Annotated in this window: 17 protein-coding genes; all 17 read left to right on the forward strand. The window is 47.9% G+C overall.

Going from position 1 to position 15,093, the window contains the following annotated elements:
- Position 1 precedes the first annotated feature (1 nt).
- Positions 2-1,423: a chemotaxis-specific protein-glutamate methyltransferase CheB gene (gene cheB / locus BN1360_RS15325; RefSeq protein ID WP_068780950.1), complete on the forward strand. Its 1,422-nt coding sequence runs from the start codon at positions 2-4 to the stop codon at positions 1,421-1,423.
- Between the two features lie 28 nt (positions 1,424-1,451).
- Complete coding sequence (locus BN1360_RS15330) at positions 1,452-3,530, forward strand: chemotaxis protein CheA (RefSeq protein ID WP_068780728.1); 2,079 nt, start codon at positions 1,452-1,454, stop codon at positions 3,528-3,530.
- Between the two features lie 63 nt (positions 3,531-3,593).
- Positions 3,594-4,055, forward strand: coding sequence for a chemotaxis protein CheW (locus tag BN1360_RS15335; protein WP_068780729.1), 462 nt, complete (start codon positions 3,594-3,596; stop codon positions 4,053-4,055).
- A gap of 37 nt (positions 4,056-4,092) precedes the next feature.
- Positions 4,093-4,686: a chemotaxis protein CheC gene (locus tag BN1360_RS15340; protein ID WP_420707933.1), complete on the forward strand. Its 594-nt coding sequence runs from the start codon at positions 4,093-4,095 to the stop codon at positions 4,684-4,686.
- On the forward strand, positions 4,679-5,176 hold the full coding sequence (locus tag BN1360_RS15345; RefSeq protein WP_068780731.1) for a chemotaxis protein CheD: 498 nt from the start codon (positions 4,679-4,681) through the stop codon (positions 5,174-5,176). The genes BN1360_RS15340 and BN1360_RS15345 overlap by 8 nt, the downstream gene beginning before the upstream one ends.
- 3 nt (positions 5,177-5,179) lie before the next feature.
- Positions 5,180-5,602, forward strand: a complete 423-nt coding sequence (locus BN1360_RS15350) for a hypothetical protein (protein ID WP_068780732.1) — start codon at positions 5,180-5,182, stop codon at positions 5,600-5,602.
- 15 nt (positions 5,603-5,617) lie between these two features.
- Complete coding sequence (locus BN1360_RS15355) at positions 5,618-6,406, forward strand: FliA/WhiG family RNA polymerase sigma factor (protein WP_068780733.1); 789 nt, start codon at positions 5,618-5,620, stop codon at positions 6,404-6,406.
- A gap of 49 nt (positions 6,407-6,455) precedes the next feature.
- The gene (locus tag BN1360_RS15360; protein ID WP_068780734.1) at positions 6,456-7,865 is read left to right on the forward strand and encodes a FapA family protein; all 1,410 of its coding nucleotides are present in this window, start codon (positions 6,456-6,458) and stop codon (positions 7,863-7,865) included.
- Positions 7,866-7,883: 18 nt separating this feature from the next.
- Entirely contained in the window at positions 7,884-8,201 is a 318-nt protein-coding gene (locus BN1360_RS15365) for a hypothetical protein (RefSeq protein WP_068780735.1), read from the forward strand.
- Positions 8,202-8,302: 101 nt separating this feature from the next.
- Positions 8,303-8,965 (forward strand): DUF6115 domain-containing protein, encoded by a 663-nt coding sequence (locus BN1360_RS15370; protein WP_069188357.1) that lies wholly within the window; start codon positions 8,303-8,305, stop codon positions 8,963-8,965.
- Positions 8,962-9,573 (forward strand): hypothetical protein, encoded by a 612-nt coding sequence (locus BN1360_RS15375; RefSeq protein ID WP_068780737.1) that lies wholly within the window; start codon positions 8,962-8,964, stop codon positions 9,571-9,573. The genes BN1360_RS15370 and BN1360_RS15375 overlap by 4 nt, the downstream gene beginning before the upstream one ends.
- Positions 9,574-9,929: 356 nt before the next feature.
- Positions 9,930-10,628, forward strand: coding sequence for a 30S ribosomal protein S2 (gene rpsB, locus BN1360_RS15380; RefSeq protein ID WP_068780738.1), 699 nt, complete (start codon positions 9,930-9,932; stop codon positions 10,626-10,628).
- Between the two features lie 125 nt (positions 10,629-10,753).
- Positions 10,754-11,404: a translation elongation factor Ts gene (gene tsf, locus BN1360_RS15385; RefSeq protein WP_068780739.1), complete on the forward strand. Its 651-nt coding sequence runs from the start codon at positions 10,754-10,756 to the stop codon at positions 11,402-11,404.
- A 228-nt stretch (positions 11,405-11,632) separates the two neighbouring features.
- Positions 11,633-12,361, forward strand: a complete 729-nt coding sequence (pyrH, locus tag BN1360_RS15390) for a UMP kinase (protein WP_068780740.1) — start codon at positions 11,633-11,635, stop codon at positions 12,359-12,361.
- The gene (gene frr, locus BN1360_RS15395) at positions 12,361-12,915 is read left to right on the forward strand and encodes a ribosome recycling factor (RefSeq protein WP_068780741.1); all 555 of its coding nucleotides are present in this window, start codon (positions 12,361-12,363) and stop codon (positions 12,913-12,915) included. The genes pyrH and frr overlap by 1 nt, the downstream gene beginning before the upstream one ends.
- 71 nt (positions 12,916-12,986) lie before the next feature.
- The gene (locus BN1360_RS15400; RefSeq protein WP_068780742.1) at positions 12,987-13,772 is read left to right on the forward strand and encodes an isoprenyl transferase; all 786 of its coding nucleotides are present in this window, start codon (positions 12,987-12,989) and stop codon (positions 13,770-13,772) included.
- Positions 13,773-13,874: 102 nt separating this feature from the next.
- A complete protein-coding gene (locus BN1360_RS15405) occupies positions 13,875-14,675 on the forward strand; it encodes a phosphatidate cytidylyltransferase (RefSeq protein WP_068780743.1) in 801 nt (266 codons plus the stop codon).
- The last annotated feature ends 418 nt before the right edge of the window (positions 14,676-15,093 follow it).

Genomic DNA, 15,093 nt, shown 5'->3' on the forward strand with positions numbered 1-15,093 from the left:
AATGTCTTATCGGGTTATGGTGGTTGACGATTCGGGATTCATGCGCAAGATTATATCCGATTTGATTGAGCTGGACCCGGCATTTCAGGTCGTGGCTACGGCTGTTAATGGACGCGAAGCGATCGATAAAGTAGCGGAGCTGAAGCCTGACCTGGTTACGATGGATGTAGAAATGCCGGTAATGAACGGGCTGGAATCATTGAAAGTAATTATGAAGGATTATCCCCTGCCTGTCATTATGCTCTCCGGAATTAATGAAGAGGGCATGCGGGAGACCATCATGGCATTGGAACTGGGTGCTTTTGATTTCATCCGCAAACCGTTGGCGTCAACAAGCTCTTACGATATCGAGCAAGTCGGACGCGAGTTGCGAGAGCAGATGAAAGCGGCGATGCTGGCCAAGGAGAGAAGAGAGATGCGGCAGGCGGCGCTTGAGGCAAAGCTTCAGGAAGCGCGGACCCCAACGCCAGAACTGCCGATTATTCCGGCGAGCCGGAAGCGAAAATTGGAGCCGGATCGGCAGCCGGCAGGCCAGCCAGGTATAACCAAGCCGCAGGGGCAAGATACAGAGCCAACGCTCAGTCAACGCAATGGTAAACCGACGACAGTAGGGGAGCCGAAGAAGCAGGAGAAGCCGCAAGGCGTTGCGAAGGACGGCGGGGGAACAACGGGCGGTTCGAAGACAGTGAAGCAGCCGCTGCCGACAGCTCCTGTGGCTGCGGCAAAGGAGACCGCAGTGAAGCCGGGGCCGATAAAGAAGGTCAAGGAGACGAAGGCGAGAAAGCAGCTGATTCAAGAGCAGGCCCAGGAAGATCTGGATCGTCCACGGAGCCGCTCAAGAACCGGATTCACCGATCTCGTTGCTATCGGTACTTCAACCGGTGGCCCCAAAGCGTTAAAGGCTGTACTGGAGAAACTGCCAGCCGATTTTCCGGCACCGATCGTTATCGTGCAGCATATGCCTCCTAATTTTACAAAATCCTTGGCCCAGCGCTTGAACAGCCTGAGTGCCCTGAATGTTGTAGAGGCGGAGGAAGGAATGGAACTGCTTCCTGGCAGCGCGTATGTTGCACCAGGCGGACTGCATTTGAAAGTGGCTGCTGGCGCCGGCGGATCTTATCAGGCAACCCTGTCCAGCTTAGAAGCCTGCAATGGACATCGGCCATCGGTAGATGTGATGTTTGAATCTCTTCTGCCGTTGCAAGGGCTGAAGAAGCATATCGTATTGCTTACCGGAATGGGAAGCGATGGAGCAAGGTCGATGAAGCGTCTCTATGATGCAGGAGTCACATCGACGATTGCGGAGAGCGAAGAATCCTGCGTCGTATACGGGATGCCGCGTTCAGCGATTGAAATGGGATGTGTTAGCCAGATATTGCCGCTAGAGCAAATTGGCCCAAAGCTTGTACAGATTGTGAAATAACGGAATCTCTAGAAGGAGGTGCCTCACCATGGACATGAACCAATATTTATCCATGTTTATCGATGAGTCGAATGATCATTTGCAAGCATTAAACGAAAATATGCTGGAGCTAGAGCAAAGCCCCGATGATATCGGGATCGTGCAGGTTATTTTTAGATCAGCCCATACGCTGAAAGGGATGGCCGCAACGATGGGATTTGAGGACCTGTCATCTTTAACGCACCAGATGGAGAATGTACTGGACCTGGTTCGCAACGAGAAGCTGAAGATGCAGGATTATATTTTTGATACCTTGTTCCAAGGTTTGGACGCTCTACAGGCGATGGTACAGGATATTACCCAGGGTGGGGAAGGCAAGGCTGATGTCAGTTCGATTGTATCCTCGCTCCAGGCAATCGTACGCGGGGATTTCGCATCGAATGAAGCTCCTGCTGCAGCACTAACTGCAAGTCCGGCCTCGACTGGTGCCGAGATCAGTTTGGATCAATATCAATATTCGGTATTGGAACAATCGATCACCGAAGGCCACAGTGTTCTGTACATTAGTGTAGCCATCCGTGAAGATAGCCAGCTCAAGGCAGCGAGAGCATACATGGTGTTTGATCTGTTAGAACGTTATGGAGACATTGTTAAGTCGAGCCCTTCGGTTCAGGATATTGAGCAAGAGAAGTTCGATCGCAGTTTCTCTCTCTATTACATAACTCAAAAAGAAGCCCAGGAATTACAGAGCATGATTATGAATCTCTCAGAGATCGAATCTGCCGAAGTGATGCAGTTGGATCATGAGACGCTTAATCAGATCTCTGCCGGGGTACAAGAAGCAGCGGCCGCGGTGGTAGCTGAGCCTGCTCAGGAGGCAAATGCCGAGGATAAGGCGCCAAGCGCTGGCGCTGAAAAAGCGGCAGCTTCAGCGAAGGCCGAACCGAAAAAGGCGGCAGCCCATCTTTCAGCAGCGCCTTCAAGAACCATTCGGGTTGATATCGACCGGCTGGATGTATTGATGAACTTGCTAAGCGAATGGCTCATTGACCGTTCTCGTCTCGAGCAGCTTGCTAGCGAGGTCAAACGATCCGAATTAACTGAGACGGTTGAGCATATGAGCCGGGTTGGCAGCGATCTGCAAAATATCGTGTTGAAGCTGAGAATGGTACAGATTGATACGGTGTTCAATCGCTTCCCGCGTATGGTGCGGGATCTCGCCAAATCTTTAGACAAGAAGATAGATCTGATTATTACCGGTGCCGAGACTGAGCTTGATCGTACGGTCATTGATGAGATCGGCGACCCGCTTGTACACTTGCTCCGCAATGCGGTCGACCATGGTGTAGAGCAGACTGCGGAACGAATTACGGCCGGGAAGCCAGAGATCGGAACAGTCAATCTACGGGCTTTCCACAGCGGAAATCATGTCTTTATTGAGATTGAGGATGATGGACATGGTATTGACCGCAGCAAAATTTTAGCCAAAGCAATATCCAAAGGAATTGTCACCGAGAGCGAAGGCGCGGCGATGAAGGATGAAGAAGTCTTTATGCTGTTATTCGCACCTGGCTTCAGTACCGCAGAGATCATCTCCGATATTTCAGGCCGCGGTGTAGGACTTGATGTTGTGAAGACGAAGATAGAGTCGCTTAGCGGCGTAGTATCGGTGGAGTCCAAGCTCGGCAAGGGGACAAAATTCTCCGTCCAGCTTCCATTAACGCTATCTATTATCTCTGCGATGCTGATTAAGGTCGGATCTGAGAAATATGCGATTCCGCTATCATCAATTGTCGAGACCGGGCTTATTCAACGCAATCAAATTCGTCAGGTTCATGGCTACACGATGATTCCATACCGAGATGCGCATATTCCACTGTTATCGCTTGCTAACCTTTTCGAAGTGCCGGGGTATGATGAGGATGCGGAAGAGGAATCCGAAATTGTCGTTGTCCGCAAGGGTGATCGTCTAGCTGCTGTCACTGTGGAGGATTTCATCGGTCAGAGCGAGATTGTCATTAAGAATCTGGGCAAATATCTTCCGGCCATTCAGGGGATCGCCGGTGCGACAATCCTGGGGGACGGTCAAGTTGCACTGATCGTTGATCCGAATGCCTTCATTAAATAAGCTCATCTTATAGGTAGTTCAAAAAGTCCGCTTTTGTCAGCAATTATTTAAGGAGGAATTTCCATGGGAGAGGAATTGAAAGTAATCGTTTTTAAGCTGGGTGAAGAAGAGTACGGCATCGAGGTTAACAAAGTTCAAACCATCGAGCGTATGATGCCAATCACCCGTGTTCCTAAGACGTTCTCGTTCGTCAAAGGTGTGATCAATCTGCGCGGCGTTGTTATCCCTGTGATCGATTTGCGCGGGCGTTTCGGTCTGCCGGAGAGTGAATTTACCGATCAGACCCGAATTATTATTGTGACAGCGAATGAGATGGAGGTTGGCTTTATCGTCGATTCTGCCAATGATGTCATCGATATTAACAGTGATATTATCGATTCTCCGCCAGATGTAGTGGGCGGGGTCAAAGCCAAATATCTGCGTGGTGTTGCGCGTATTTCCGAAGAGCGCTTGCTTGTAATGCTGAATTTATCCGAGGTATTGAATCGCAGCGAGATTATCCAGCTGGAAAGCTTAGAGGGTTAAGCCTGTGGACTTATTCAATCATTTGGAAGAGTTCAAAATGGATGTGCTGAAGGAAGTAGGCAATATCGGTGCCGGCAATGCTGCTACGGCATTGTCCAGATTATTAAACAAACCGATAGATATGGCCGTTCCTAAAGTGCAGATGCTCCCATTCGAAGCCGTTTCGGATCGAGTAGGCGGAGCAGAGCAAGTCGTCTTGGCCATCTTCCTCCGTGTGGAGGGGGATGCGCCAGGCAATCTCTTCTTTATTCTCAGTCCTGAGGCGGCCAAAAAGCTGCTTCATCGTCTGGCCGGATTTGAAGTCGGTGATGGAGAGGACTTCTCTGAAATGGAATGGTCCGCACTCTCTGAAATCGGCAACATATTGGCCGGCTCCTATCTGTCCTCGCTTGCGGATTTTACGAGGCTGCAGATGACGCCGACAGTGCCTGCATTAGCGTTGGATATGGCCGGAGCTATTCTGAGCTATGGTCTGCTCCAATTCGGAGAGATGGGAGATTCCGCACTCTTGATCGATACAACCTTTATTGAAGGACAACATGAAGTTGAAGGCCAGTTTTTCCTTATCCCGGACCCAGAATCTTTTGCCAAAATATTCACTGCTCTAGGAGTGCCGCTGGACCATGATTGATGAACAGCAGGTTGTCAAGGTGGGCATGGCCGATTTGAATGTCATTTCCGGGCATGGTCTGATCCGGACAACCGGTCTTGGGTCCTGTGTTGGGTTAACGCTATATGATCCGGTCAAAAAAGTAGCCGGTCTGGCGCATGTTATGCTTCCTTCATCCGAGATCGCTCGGGAGGGAGCGTTGAACCTAGCAAAGTATGCTGATACGGCATTGGACAAGCTGTTGGAGGAAGTGCTGGCGATCGGGGCTTGCCAGAAACGACTCGTCGCCAAGATGGCCGGAGGAGCGCAAATGTTCTCTTTTGCCGGGGCTTCGGATTCGATGAGGATTGGGCCGAGAAATGTGGAGGCCTGCAAGGAGAGATTGCAGGAACTGGGGATATCATTAATTGCAGAAGATACGGGTGGAAATCACGGGCGTACGATTGAGTTAGATGTTGAGACAGGCACTTTATTTATAAGAAGTGTACAAAAGGGTGTAAAGGAACTGTAGCATATGACAGGGAAAATCCGTTACTTTTTGTTAATTGGCTTTATCGGCTTTTTGATTACTTTCGCGGTGTCCGCAGGCAATAATTTGTTCGCTACAAGCCTGATCCGGTCGCTTTTCGCCTTCGCGATTTGGTTCGCCCTTTCTTGGGCGGGAAGCTGGGTTATCGGCGTCCTTAAGGAGCTTCCGCCAGACGTGGAGGCTCAGGAAGAAGCGGCATTGGCTGCGGAACTCGGGAAAGGTGGCAATTTGGATCTAACAACTCCGGATGAAAGCAAGGAGATCGGTGACTTATTGAAGCAGGCTCCAGAAGGAGAGTTATCGGAACAACAGTTTACACCTCTTAATCCGCCAAGATTAGTGAAGACTACTGACGATAAAGCTCCGGAAGAGCTGGCTAAAGTCGTTCGTCACCTGACAGAACAATAAGGAGGGTGAGGGCAATTGCACGAGCGGAAGACATCCACTCTGAGTTATGCTGATGTTTGGGAGCAGTGGAAGGAACATGGCGATTTAGAGGCAAAGAAACAACTTATCGAGCGGTATTTGCATATTGTTGACTACGTTTCGGGACGTCTGGCCGTCGGCTTGCCGAAGAACGTCTCCAAGGATGATTTGTTCAGCAATGGGGTTATGGGATTGATCGATGCTGTCGAGAAATTCGACTACAAACGTGGACTCCAGTTTGAAACCTATGCTTCATGGAGAGTAAGAGGAGCAATACTGGACGGGCTTCGGCAAGGCGACTGGGTGCCTCGTTCCGTCAGAGAAAAGGCGAAGAAGATCGAAGAGGGTTATCAGCAGCTTGAGCAACAGTATCTGCGTTCGGTAACGGATGCGGAGATGAGCGATTACTTACAGATCAGTGAGAAAGAGTTTCAATCCATGCTTCAAGAAGTAGCAGTTATGACGCTATGCTCTCTCGAAGACCCGATTCGGGAAGAAGAATCTGAGACAAGGCTTACATTACTCGTTGACGAGAAGGCAAAAAACCCGGATTATAAGGTGCGGGAGTTCTTTTTGAAAGATTCGCTGACGAAGGGAATTGAGAAGTTGACCGAGAAGGAACGTACGGTGGTCTCTTTGTTGTATTATGAAGATTTGTCTTTGAGTGAGATCGCGGAGGTCATGTCATTATCGCCTTCACGGATTTCACAGCTTCATTCCAAAGCGATCCTAAGGCTTCGTGGAACTTTGGAAAAGCAGCGGGATTTGCTCATGTGTAATGATTAATGAAATATCATTTTCCACAGGGTGAATGGATTTCGGAGAGGAGCGGCTAATGGACTATTCAGGTGATTTGGGACAAATTCTCGGAGTTACAATCAATGACGATAAGACAGTTGCCTATTTGCAGTTTCTGAAGAAGGAAGAGGAATTTAGCTGCACGGAAGATGCCCTGCTGCATTTTCTGCGCAGTGAAGGAATCAAATACGGTATACAACAAGATATTGTAAAGCGCTTTATTGTAAATCCGAAAGAGTATTATTATAGTAAAACCCCGATTGCAATCGGTTTAGAGTCGCAGCAAGGGGAGGATGGCAGGATCAAGCTTTCGGTGTCAGTGGAGGATGATCAGCGCGTAAAACCTGCTGAGTTGGAAGATGGGAAAGTGGACTATAAGGATGTAACACGCCTTAACAATGTGCGCAAAGGCCAAATTATCGCGGAATTGATTCCGCCGGTTCCTGGCAAGCAGGGGATGGCTGTGACGGGTGATTCGATCCCTTATCGCGAGGGAAAGGTGGCCAGATTCAAGGTTGGCAAGAACGTGGTGCTTAATCCGGAGCAGACAGCGATGTATGCTGCGATTGATGGTCTGGTGACGCAGACGGATAAAGGGAAAATTAATGTTTTTCCGGTTTATGAAGTGAACGGCGACGTTGATTATAGTACGGGAAATATCGATTTTGTAGGGACCGTTGTGATTCGTGGCAATGTGCTTACAGGTTTCAAGATAACGGCGTCCGGCGATATTCGTATTGTAGGCGGTGTCGAAGGGGCCGAGCTTTATGCGGATGGCTCCATAGAGGTCACCGGGGGCATTATTGGCTATAACAAGGGGATGATTAAGGCGGGGCATACTGTCAAAGGCTCTTTCATCCAGGATGCGAATGTTATTGCCGGTGAAGATGTAATTGCCACCCAGAGCATTATGCATTCCAATATCCGAGCTGGCAGAGATGTCATTTGCAGCGGTTCCAAGGGGCTTATTGTAGGAGGGGTCGTTCAGGCTGGCGAGCGAGTTGTGGCTCGTATCATTGGAAATCCGATGTCTACGACAACCTCGATCGAAGTCGGCGTTGTTCCCGAGCTTCGCAATGAGCTGCAAAATCTTAGACAGCAAATTAGAGATATTATGGTCAATCTGGATAAAACGGACAAGGCTCTCACTCTGTTGGATCAATTGGCTTCCATGGGCAAGCTGACCCCGGATAAAGTAGCGATGCGTTCCAAGCTGGGGCTTACCAAGAAATCAAACCTCGAAGAAATTAATGATATCAAGGAACGAATCCTGGATATTGAAAAGGCTTTAGAAGATACAGGAAAAGCCCGTGTAGATGTAATGAAAATGATATACGGCGGATCGAGAATCGTCATTGGACGTTATACGAAATATATAAAAGATCCGATCTCGCGAATGTCTTTCTACTATAGTGAAGGGGATATTACGATGTCACCTTATGTTTAGAGGAAGAGAGGCAATCCTATGGATTTGAAATCTATCGAATTGCAGATCGCAGTGCCGCGAACAAGTGAAGCAGGACGAGTTCAGCACGAAGGACAGCATAGACCTCAGATCGACCAGAGTTTGCTATCAACGCAAAATATGAAGGATAGCGATCTCCAGAGACAACGCAGTACTGAAGTAGATGAGGGTTCATCCAGCTCTCATGTGAAGCGGGATGACGAATCATCCCGAAAGCAGCAGCAGGGCAAATCATCCGGGGATCATCAGGATGAGAAAGAGAAAGAAAAACCGGCTGAGCATCCCTATAAAGGACATCACATCGATCTTTCTTTATAGAGGTAGTTCAAAAAGTCCACTTTGAACATGCGCTTATAGGATGTTCGTTTCGGATTAAATCATAGAGAAATACACAATATTGATACAGCAAAAAGGTGTGGATGACAGTGTCTTTTAGTGATCCGTGGGTTTATATCGTGCTCCTCGGATTGGCAGCGCTGGTCTATGCGCTGTTCATTCCCGAGCGGAAAGCGGCTGCCCAGGCGAAGGCTGGCGCAAATCATGAGTTGGAAGCAACTTTAGAACAATATATGGCTGACATTGAACAAGAGAATGGCGAACTCATTGATCTGGTATCGCAGATGAAGCAGGAGTTCGTCTCCAAGCAGTTGGCCCAGCAGGAGCAGATTGCAGAATTAAGGCAGCGGGTCCTTGAAGTAGAGCTTGCCGCTCGAGAACAGACCTTTGCAGTTAAGCCGATTTCTACTGCTGCTCCTGCTTTGGATCAGGCGGGACAGGATTCCGGTCAGAAGACCTCTGATGTGGTGGCTTTTGAAGTAACTCTTTCAGAGCTTAACGAAGCTGCCGTTCAAACTGCGGCTGCTCAGACAGTGGCCGAGGAGGCTGTGTTGGACTCGGCCGAGCCTATAGTTGAACCGCAGCAAGAGCCACAGGTTCCGGAATTAGTGCGTGATCGTTATCCGCAATTATTTGAATTGTATAGCAGTGGCAAATCTATCGATTCAATTACCAAGACTCTCGGCATCCCGCGCGGAGAAGTGCAGCTTATTTTGCAGCTGGCCAAAAGGGAGGAGTCCCAATGATTAAAAATCGCCATTTTATGATGGGACTTGGTGTCGGTTTGATCGTTGGAGCATTGCTTCTTCAGCTTATGTTGATCGGGCAGGAAGGCAGCGGGAAGTTATGGACTAAGGAACAAGTTGAACAAGCTGCCGCACTGCTTAACTTGAAGGTCGTCGAACATGAGGATGAACTGCTCACTAAGGAAGAGTGGGAAGCCCAGTCGGAGCCAGCTGCAGGTTCGGGGGAGAACTCGAAGTCCGAGTCTATAGATAAGAAGGCGGACACCCCGGAGGATCCCAAAGCTCCAACGGTGCCTGATACACCTGCGACGGATAATGGCACAAAAGATACCGCCAAGACGACTTCGCCGGAAACCCCGAAGACAGACGCCCCTAAAGAACCCAGTAAGCCGGAAGCTACCGAGGTACAATATAAAATATCCTATGGAAACACGTTGACCAACGTAGCTGACGGGCTTCATAAGAAGGGCATTATTGCTAACAAAAATGAGTTTATTAAGCAAGCCAAGGCACGCAAAATCAACTCCAAGATTCGCACCGGTACGTATTCATTCCAGGTCGGCGAAGATTATGATTCAATCATCGACAAGATCATTGCCCCTAGATGAGGATTTCAAAAAATCCGCTTTGATTAGAAAGCCAATCAATTCGTTCAAAAATGAGCGACTGTGATATCATATTTCATCAGCTGCGATCAGAGTATAACCGCGGTTTGTCTGATCTATAGCGAAAGCTCCTGAACCTGCGGGGCTTTTTTGCATGGTTAGCACTTTTTCGCGAAAAGCAGTGACGATTTGTTGCATCCACATTTTACTTATGGTATATTAAATGACGGTGTTATAACGCACGCTGACTGATTTCGCGAAGGGTGCTCCTATATAGGCATCTGCACTAGGGAGTCTTGGCGGGAAATGACGTTTGCGGAGGAAGCATCAAAAAAACCAAACTTAGGAGGTGCGTGAAGATGGCAGTAATCTCCATGAAACAACTGCTTGAAGCAGGGGTGCACTTCGGACACCAAACACGTCGTTGGAATCCGAAAATGGACAAATATATCTTCACTGAAAGAAACGGAATTTACATTATTGACTTGCAAAAGACAGTCAAGAAAGTGGAAGAAGCTTATAACTTTGTTAAGAGCATCGCTGAAGAGAACGGAACGATCCTGTTCGTAGGTACTAAGAAGCAAGCTCAAGACTCTGTTAAAGAAGAAGCTGAACGCGCTGGTCAATTCTTCATCAACCAACGTTGGCTCGGCGGAACGCTGACAAACTTCCAAACGATTCAAAAACGGATCGACCGTTTGAAACTGCTGGAAACTTGGGAAGAAGACGGAACTTTCACTGTATTGCCTAAGAAGGAAGTTATCATCCTTCGCAAAGAGAAAGATCGTCTTGAGAAATTCCTCGGCGGTATCAAGAACATGAAGGGCTTGCCTAGCGCTTTGTTTATCATCGATCCTCGTAAAGAGCGTATCGCTGTTGCTGAAGCTCGCAAACTTGGTATCCCAATCGTAGGTATCGTTGATACAAACTGCGATCCGGATGAAATCGATTATGTGATTCCTGGTAACGACGATGCGATCCGCGCTGTTAAATTGCTTACTAGCAAAATGGCTGATGCTGTGATTGAAGCTAACCAAGGCGAACAAACTACAGCTTAATTCAGTCTTACAGTGAAATAATAAATTAAATCAAAAAAGGGTGGTTAGTAGGTGTTAAACCTCTCGCTACCCTTTTTTTAGAGGAAGCTAAACAATTTGCTTATTCGATATGGAGGGTAATAACAATGGCTGTTGATGCAAAATTGGTAAAAGAACTTCGCGAAAAGACTGGAGCAGGAATTCTGGACTCCAAAAAAGCTTTGGAAGAAGCTAATAATGATTTGAACAAAGCGATCGAATTGCTCCGCGAAAAAGGTTTGGCAGCTGCTGCTAACAAAGCGGGCCGTATTGCGACTGAAGGTGTTGTAGAATCCTACATCCACGCTGGCGGACGTATCGGTGTATTGGTAGAAATCAACTGCGAAACTGACTTCGTAGCTAAGACGGATCAATTTAAAGAATTCGCTCGTGACGTTGCAATGCACATCGCTGCAATGAGCCCACGTTATGTTCGTCGCGAAGAAGTGGCACAAGATGAAATCGAGAAGGAAAAGGAAATTTTGCGCGCTCAAGCCTTGAACGAAGGCAAGCCTGAGAAGATTGTTGAAAAAATGGTTGAAGGCCGCATCAACAAATACTACGAAGAGTTCTGCCTGCTTGAGCAAGCTTTCGTTAAAGATCCAGACAAGACGATCGCTAACCTTGTGAGCGAGAAGATCAGCACAATCGGTGAGAACATCTCGATCCGTCGTTTTGTTCGTTATGAGCTTGGTGAAGGTCTGGAGAAAAAAGTCGATAATTTCGTAGAAGAAGTTATGGCTCAAGTTAAGAACTAAGCGATAGAATATAATCGAATTACATCTATAGAAGTGGGAACACACCGTGTTCCTTCTTTTATAGATATAGAATTTATAAGTGATTCCAAAGGGGATATTCGTTTGCAAGAACGGCTAAATCTTTTGGCTTGACCTAAGCCCAGCGTGAGAACGCGTATATATCCTCTTTGCTGAGGCAAGAAGGGTATATACGATGCCTCATGAAGGATGATTGTGGAGGGTATGCATTTGAAACAGCCAGTTTATAAACGTATTGTCTTGAAAGTCAGCGGTGAGTCGCTTTCCGGTCAGAACGGATATGGTATTGATGCCGAGACGATCTCATCGATCGCTGAACAGGTGAAGGAAGTCGTCGAGCTTGGTGTGGAAGTAGCTATCGTATGTGGCGGCGGCAATATCTGGCGCGGAATCGCTGGAAGTGCCAAAGGCATCGACCGGGCGACAGCTGACTATATGGGGATGCTAGCGACGGTGATGAATTCCTTGGCTCTGCAGGACGCATTGGAGCAGATTGACGTGCCTACGCGGGTTCAAACTTCAATTGCGATGCAGCAAATCGCTGAGCCATATATTCGCCGTAGAGCGATCCGTCATTTGGAGAAGGGCCGTGTTGTTATTTTCGCAGCAGGTACCGGGAACCCGTTCTTCTCCACAGATACGACAGCAGCTCTCCGTGCCGCAGAGATTGAAGCTGAAGTCATCCTGATGGCTAAGAACAAGGTGGATGGAGTATACTCGGCAGATCCGTTTGTGGATCCGACAGCTGAGAAGTTTGAAGTCCTGACTTACCTTGAAGTACTTAACAAAAATCTGGGCGTTATGGATTCTACGGCTTCATCGCTTTGCATGGACAACAACATTCCGCTCATCGTGTTTGCTATTACAGAACAAGGTAATATTAAGCGCGTCGTCCTGGGCGAGAAGATCGGGACGATCGTCAAAGGGAGTGTAGATTAATGCCAGAAACGATTAAAAAGCATGCTGAAGAACGTATGGAGAAAGCGATTCAGGCGTTGAAAAGAGATCTTGCAACTCTTCGCGCAGGAAGAGCGACCCCGGCCTTGCTTGACCGTATTCAAGTAGAGTATTACGGATCGATGACTCCGCTTAATCAGTTGGCTAACATTAACACACCGGATTCGCGCACGTTAATGATTCAGCCTTGGGACAAATCGTCGCTGTCTGATATTGAGCGAGCGATTATGAAGTCGGATTTGGGTCTAACGCCGGCTAACGACGGTATGAACATTCGCTTGTCGATTCCGCCACTAACTGAAGAACGTCGGGTTGAATTGGTGAAGATGACGAAGAAATATGGAGAAGAATCCAAAGTCGCTATTCGTAACATTCGCCGTGATGCTAACGACGACATTAAAAAGCTGGAAAAAACGGACATTTCCGAGGATGAGTCTCGCAGACATCAAGATGATGTTCAGAAAATGACCGATAAATATATCGCGGAAGTGGATAAAGTGCTTGCAGCTAAAGAAAAAGAGATCATGGAAGTTTAAGAGACGAGAAGCGGCCCCTCCAAATACGGTGGGGTTTTGTCTCTTTTTCATCACCTACTGGAGGAAAAGAAATGATCAAGCTATTTCAATCCTGGTGGAAAAAAGGGGATAGACCCGCGTCGTCTGTAGATCCGTCAGCTGTGGATCTCTCAGATGGAAAAATTCCGAAGCACGTTGCAATCATTATGGATGGGAACGGGCGCTGGGCGCGTAGACGGGGAATGCCGCGTAATATGGGCCACCGTAGCGGGATGAAGGCTGTGAAGCGGGCAACGATTGCAGCCGATGAACTGGGCATTTCTGTATTGACGCTATACGCGTTCTCTACAGAGAATTGGAAGCGTCCTAAGGAGGAAGTAGACTACCTGATGGCTATTCCACAAGAGTTTCTCGCCTTGGAGCTGGATGAACTGATTCAGAAGAATGTGCAGATCCGCATGATGGGCTATACAAAGGAACTTCCGGAGCATACAATCGCTGCTATGAAAGAAGCGATGGAACGTACCAAGAATAATACAGGACTTATATTGAACTTTGCCTTGAACTATGGAAGCCGGCGCGAGATCACAGAGGGCGTTAGAGAACTCGCTCGCCGTGTTCAGGTCGGTGAGATCTCTGCCGAAGAGATTACTGAAGAGATGATTCAATCCAAGCTCTTGTCTGCAGGCTTGCCAGAACCGGATTTGTTGATTCGGACGAGTGGAGAACTCAGGCTAAGCAATTTCATGCTCTGGCAGACCGCTTATAGTGAGCTATGGTTCACGGATCTATATTGGCCTGACTTTGGCCGGGAGCATCTATTCGCTGCGGTCGCAGAATATCAACGACGGACACGCCGATATGGCGGGTTATCCTAGTGAAGATGGATATTTAATGACTTGACCCCTGACTTCATTCAACCTTCTGGTTGCTGGAAAGCCAAGTCATTAAATCTTGATTGAAATGGAAGGTGCAGACCAGTGAAACAACGATTGATCACAGGAATTGTGGCCGGAGGCTTTTTCCTTGGACTTTGCCTGCTCGGTGGAATCGGCTTCAATATATTAATTTTGCTCATGGCCTTGATAGGCTTCTATGAGTTTGTTCGAATGATTGGGCTACCGGCTTTCGGTGCACCTGCTCTGCTCGGCTATTTGGGTGTGTTCTACGCGCTCTTCCCTTGGGAGGCGCTTGGATTGGAGATGCCTTGGAACCTGATGCGCGTCTTTGGCCTGCTGATGCTGTTGTTCCTAGTCGTTACTGTGATTACAAAAAATGAACTTCCTATTTCCACGGTCTCTTTGTTATTCCTTGGTATGGTATATATCGGCATTGGCTTCTCCTCGATCGTGGCAACGAGAAATACGCAGGATGGACAGGGGTTATTCTGGACCTTCCTGATGCTTATCTCGATCTGGAGCAGTGACGCAGGGGCATATTTTGTCGGACGCAGGTTAGGGAAAAATAAGCTCTGGCCAGCCATTAGCCCCAATAAAACGGTGGAAGGCGCGATAGGTGGAATTGTGTTGTCTGTCGTTGCTGCTGTAATCTTTGCGCTGGCTTCAGGCGGATTGCTGACCATCGGACGTGCTGTTATCCTCGGGATTATTGCCGCTGTTGTCGGTCAGATGGGCGACTTGATTCAGTCGGCATATAAACGGGCCTATGGAATCAAGGATTCCGGCACGATCTTGCCGGGGCATGGGGGAATTCTTGATCGGTGTGATAGTTGGATTGCGGTATTCCCGTTCATACATATCCTAATGCTGCTCCCCTATTAGAGGTAATTCAATAATTGACTTTGATCACGAAGGTTAGTCGAAGAAGCGGACTCGGCATCGAATCTTGAATTCATCTAAGTTCTTCCGGTACTCACGTAGGTTTACCTACGCTCCGTTCCTCAGATCTTAGATTCAATCAACCTTCTCGGTGCTGGAAAGCCAAGGCATTAAATCTTGATTGGAAGAGGAAATTTAATGACTAGTTTTTGATCACGAAGGTTAGTCGAAGAAGCGGACTCGGCATCGAATCTTGAATTCATCTAAGCTCTTCCGGTACTCACGTAGGTTTACCTACGCTCCGTTCCTCAGATCTTAGATTCAATCAACCTTCTCGGTGCTGAAAAGCCAAGGCATTAAATCTTGATTGGAAGAGGAAATTTTATAACTGTCTTATCATCATGCAAGGGACGCAAGGAAG

It is taken from the genome of Paenibacillus sp. GM2 (genome assembly GCF_900069005.2).
GTDB lineage: Bacteria > Bacillota > Bacilli > Paenibacillales > Paenibacillaceae > Fontibacillus.

Excerpts from the sequence above, each read along its gene's own strand:
- cheB (WP_068780950.1), top strand. The coding sequence starts at position 2 with ATGTCTTATCGGGTTATGGTGGTTGACGATTCGGGATTCATGCGCAAG.
- BN1360_RS15330 (WP_068780728.1), top strand. The coding sequence starts at position 1,452 with ATGGACATGAACCAATATTTATCCATGTTTATCGATGAGTCGAATGAT.
- BN1360_RS15335 (WP_068780729.1), top strand. The coding sequence starts at position 3,594 with ATGGGAGAGGAATTGAAAGTAATCGTTTTTAAGCTGGGTGAAGAAGAG.
- BN1360_RS15340 (WP_420707933.1), top strand. The coding sequence starts at position 4,093 with ATGGATGTGCTGAAGGAAGTAGGCAATATCGGTGCCGGCAATGCTGCT.
- BN1360_RS15345 (WP_068780731.1), top strand. The coding sequence starts at position 4,679 with ATGATTGATGAACAGCAGGTTGTCAAGGTGGGCATGGCCGATTTGAAT.
- BN1360_RS15350 (WP_068780732.1), top strand. The coding sequence starts at position 5,180 with ATGACAGGGAAAATCCGTTACTTTTTGTTAATTGGCTTTATCGGCTTT.
- BN1360_RS15360 (WP_068780734.1), top strand. The coding sequence starts at position 6,456 with ATGGACTATTCAGGTGATTTGGGACAAATTCTCGGAGTTACAATCAAT.
- BN1360_RS15365 (WP_068780735.1), top strand. The coding sequence starts at position 7,884 with ATGGATTTGAAATCTATCGAATTGCAGATCGCAGTGCCGCGAACAAGT.
- BN1360_RS15370 (WP_069188357.1), top strand. The coding sequence starts at position 8,303 with ATGACAGTGTCTTTTAGTGATCCGTGGGTTTATATCGTGCTCCTCGGA.
- BN1360_RS15375 (WP_068780737.1), top strand. The coding sequence starts at position 8,962 with ATGATTAAAAATCGCCATTTTATGATGGGACTTGGTGTCGGTTTGATC.
- rpsB (WP_068780738.1), top strand. The coding sequence starts at position 9,930 with ATGGCAGTAATCTCCATGAAACAACTGCTTGAAGCAGGGGTGCACTTC.
- tsf (WP_068780739.1), top strand. The coding sequence starts at position 10,754 with ATGGCTGTTGATGCAAAATTGGTAAAAGAACTTCGCGAAAAGACTGGA.
- frr (WP_068780741.1), top strand. The coding sequence starts at position 12,361 with ATGCCAGAAACGATTAAAAAGCATGCTGAAGAACGTATGGAGAAAGCG.
- BN1360_RS15400 (WP_068780742.1), top strand. The coding sequence starts at position 12,987 with ATGATCAAGCTATTTCAATCCTGGTGGAAAAAAGGGGATAGACCCGCG.